The sequence below is a fragment of the Alcanivorax sp. genome, assembly GCF_014762765.1.
GTDB lineage: Bacteria > Pseudomonadota > Gammaproteobacteria > Pseudomonadales > Alcanivoracaceae > Alcanivorax.
The window spans coordinates 1-3,542 of sequence record NZ_JABURH010000143.1; the positions used below are offsets into that span (position 1 = coordinate 1).

General features: G+C 58.8%; 5 protein-coding genes. 4 read left to right on the forward strand and 1 reads right to left on the reverse strand.

Annotated elements, in window-relative coordinates:
* Positions 1-328, forward strand: a 328-nt coding sequence (locus HUJ17_RS10090; protein ID WP_290510572.1) for a DNA-3-methyladenine glycosylase I, incomplete at its 5' end; no start/stop codon positions are given.
* A gap of 351 nt (positions 329-679) precedes the next feature.
* Positions 680-1,411, forward strand: a complete 732-nt coding sequence (locus HUJ17_RS10095) for a glutamine amidotransferase (protein ID WP_290510573.1) — start codon at positions 680-682, stop codon at positions 1,409-1,411.
* Positions 1,412-1,672: 261 nt separating this feature from the next.
* On the opposite strand, the gene HUJ17_RS10100 is transcribed toward HUJ17_RS10095, so the two are convergent.
* Entirely contained in the window at positions 1,673-2,383 is a 711-nt protein-coding gene (locus tag HUJ17_RS10100; RefSeq protein WP_290510574.1) for a DUF4197 domain-containing protein, read from the reverse strand.
* A gap of 169 nt (positions 2,384-2,552) precedes the next feature.
* Here HUJ17_RS10100 and HUJ17_RS10105 point away from each other — a divergent pair, with 169 nt between their 5' ends.
* Positions 2,553-3,179 (forward strand): acyltransferase, encoded by a 627-nt coding sequence (locus HUJ17_RS10105; RefSeq protein ID WP_290510575.1) that lies wholly within the window; start codon positions 2,553-2,555, stop codon positions 3,177-3,179.
* Positions 3,180-3,306: 127 nt separating this feature from the next.
* On the forward strand, positions 3,307-3,542 hold a 236-nt coding region (locus HUJ17_RS10110), incomplete at its 3' end, for a YiaA/YiaB family inner membrane protein (RefSeq protein ID WP_290510576.1).

The window sequence follows — 3,542 nt, forward strand, 5'->3', positions numbered from 1 at the left end:
CCTGCTTCAGGATCCGGGCATCATCCGCAATCGGTTGAAAGTGGCTGCCACCATTGGCAATGCCCGCTCCTATCTGGCGTTGCGCGAAGAGGGTCGCACCCTGAGGGACTTTCTCTGGGACTTTATGGAGGGGCAACCGCAGATCAATCACTTCCGCACACTCAAGGAGGTGCCCGCCTCCACCCCGGTGGCCGAGGCCATGAGCAAGGCCCTGAAAAAACGGGGCTTCAAGTTTGTTGGCCCCACCATCGTCTACGCCTTCATGCAGGCCACCGGCATGGTCAACGATCACCTCATCAGCTGCCCGCGGCATCGGGATCTCATGTAGCTGCCAAACCTCTTTCTGCGGGAGGCTGCTGCCAGAGCTGTTTCGAAGCCGCTGTAGGAACGTAGCGTAGCGGAGTAACGCACGTAGTTCCGTGCGGCCCGAAGGGTAAGCGAAGCGAATAACTCCTCTTGAGGGGCGAACCACGCGTCAGCGTGGAAGTCGCCCGCAGGGCGATCAGGAATATCTGAGCAAGGCAGGCTCCATTGCGAGCCTGTCTTGCCATACTGCCTCGCTACGCTCGATTCGCCCCTCAAGAGGAGCTCCTACACAAAGATTTGGCGCGTTGAAAAGTTGGTACAGCCCTTGCTCTGAATAAAGAAAACCAGACAAGGACAGTACGGTGGACAGGCCATGAATCACAGCAAACCCATCGCCATCATCAAGACCGGCAGCACCTTCCCGCAAATCAGCGCGCACTACGGTGATTTTGATGCCTGGATACACCAGGGACTGGGTTCAGCTACCGATGTCATGGTGGTTGATGCGGAACAGGGAGGACCGCTGCCTGCGTTGACTGAGCTGGCGGGCGTGGTGATTACCGGTTCCCATGCCATGGTCACCGATCAGGCGCCCTGGATGCGGGAGTTGATGCGTTGGTTGTATACCCTGGTTCATGAAGTGGTACAGATGCCGGTACTGGGACTGTGTTTTGGCCACCAGCTGTTGGCTCGCGCCCTGGGTGGCGAAGTGGCGGATAACCCCATGGGTCTGGAAGTGGGCACGGTTGCCCTGCGGTTGACAGGCGCCGGTCGACAGGATGCCCTGTTAGGCGCCATCGCCGGACATCCGTGGGCACAAGTGGTGCACCGTCAGTCAGTACTGACTCCCCCGCCCGGTGCCACGGTGCTGGCCAGCAATGTCCATGACGCCTGCCAGGCCTTCCGTTACGGGGAGCGGGTCTGGGGGGTGCAGTTTCATCCGGAATTCAGCGCCGATGTGATGCGCGCCTATCTGCAGGCGCTGCGTGGTGAAGGGCTGAGTCAGCAACAGGTAGACAGTCACCTGCCGGAAGTGCGCGAATGCGACGATGCCAGCGCTATCCTTGGGCGATTTGCACAGCTTACGGCGGTGCAGGTGGCGTAGCGAATCTGTGCCGTAGGAGCGTCGCTGGCGGCGCGATAACCCAACCCAACCCAAGATCAAAAGCCTTTTCACCACAGAGGGCACGGAGCACACAGAGAAAACCTGTTTTTTCCTCAGTGATCTCTGTGTCCTCTGTGGTAAATACCGCTTTTCAGGTTTTGGGTTTATGCACTGCGTGCACCCTGCGGGCCGCCCTGTCGGGCGTTACCTGCACTGCGTTCCGGTTCGCGCCGCCAGCGACGCTCCTACCAAAAGCCCTGCTTACTCGGCCTGTCCCGTTCCAAACACCGCCCCGATCAGTGCACTGCCCTGCTGCATGGGATTCTGGCGGATCAGCGCTTCCTGCTCGCCGATGCGGGTGTAGAGCTCGTCCATACTGTTGTCGATGACGTAGCTTTCCAGGTTCATATCAGGTTTGTTAGTGAGTGGTAACTTATCGTACACCGCAAGCAGGCTCTTGTACTGGTCGTAGAAACCGGTCCTTTTCAGGTTGTCTTCCACAATCGGCTGGTAGCGTTGGCGCAGGCTGGTCTCGGTCTCTCCTCGGAAGTAGGAGGTGGCTGCGGTATCGCCGCCGCGAATAATTCCCAGGGCATCATTGACACTCATGTTGGTGATAGCCTGCTTGAAGACCGGGGCTGCTTCTGCCACCGCCTGCTCCGCGCCCCGGTTCATGGCGGTTTCCACCTTGTCCACATAGCTACCGAAACCGAACTGGCGCAGGGTATCAGCAACGGGCTGGGCGGCTGCGGGTAGCTTCAGATTGAATGCACCGGTCTGGGAGAGCTGGGCACTGGCCCGGTCGGTGCCGGTGATCAACGTTTCCTTAATGCCCGCCGCCAGTTTCGAGTCGGTGTCGTAGCCGGCGTTCTTGGCCATCTGGTTGCCCATGTCTACCCAAGGCATCGCTGCTTCCATGGTCTTGCAGCCGCTCAAAACCAGTAGCCCCACCAGAACCCAAAACTGTTTCATGCCACGTTCTCCTTATGATTTGAGGCCAATGCTACTGCATTCCATGCTGGCTGCTAAACTCGTATTGCTAATTGCAGGATCGGCGTTTGAGCCGCGAATCATAGTTGCGAGGCCTTCGCAGGCAGATTCGCGGCTCAAGCGCCGATCCTTCGGATATATCGAGAGTGCCATGACTCACCCCGACTACCGCGAACAGCACAAAAAACGCCTGGCCTATATGCCCTGGCTCTACGGTCGCCTGAAAGCAAAACATCGTGCCTGGGCGGAACCCTGGCAGCGGGAGATCCAGCAGCAATTGATGGCACTGGAGACCGTGCGTTTCGGGGAGGCCTGTTTTGTGGCGCCCCAGGCGGTGTTGCTGGCTGAGCCTGGTCGCGACATTATCGTGGGTGATGGCAGCCAGATCGCGGCAGATTGCGTTATTCATGGCCCGGTCAAATTGGGCGAGCGGGTCAGCCTCAACCATCATGTGACCCTGGATGGTGGTGCCGCCGGCATCCAGATTGGCGATGACAGCCGCATTGCCGCCTACTGCACCCTCTATGCCTTTAACCACGGTCTTGATGCAGATCGCCGAATCCGCGAACAGCCGGTGACCTCGAAAGGTATTCGCATCGGCCGGGATGTGTGGGTCGGCGCCCGGGTCGGCATTGTCGATGGTGTCACCATTGGCGATCACGCCGTGGTTGGCATGGGGGCCGTGGTGACCCGGGATGTGGAGCCCTGGACCATCGTCGCCGGCAATCCGGCCCGCCCGGTGGGCCGCCGTCCTGGCGCCCCGGATCTTCCTCACTGATAGAACCTCTCCTATTGAACACCCCGCCACATACTCGGTAACACCCACATTATTGAACAATGTTTAGCAATGGGTTTTATTAAACATCGTTAAACAAAGCAACGATAGATACCGAGAGGGAAACCCCATGGATGAGAGCACGATTCAACGCCATTCCGGCGGCTGGTTGTTCTACGTGAAGGCGGCTTTTGGCATCAGCCTGGGCCTGATGATTCTGGGTATCGTCTGGTTGCCCACGGACCTGTGGATCAAGGGCTACCTGGTCATGGGCATCATGTTCGTGGTGGGCTCCACCATCACCCTGGCGAAGACCCTGCGCGATGATCATGAAGCGCGTCGACTGATCAACCGGATCAGTGAGGC

Bases quoted from the DNA above. Each gene is read 5' to 3' on its own strand.
- HUJ17_RS10095 (WP_290510573.1), top strand. From the start codon at position 680: ATGAATCACAGCAAACCCATCGCCATCATCAAGACCGGCAGCACCTTC.
- HUJ17_RS10100 (WP_290510574.1), bottom strand. From the start codon at position 2,383: ATGAAACAGTTTTGGGTTCTGGTGGGGCTACTGGTTTTGAGCGGCTGC.
- HUJ17_RS10105 (WP_290510575.1), top strand. From the start codon at position 2,553: ATGACTCACCCCGACTACCGCGAACAGCACAAAAAACGCCTGGCCTAT.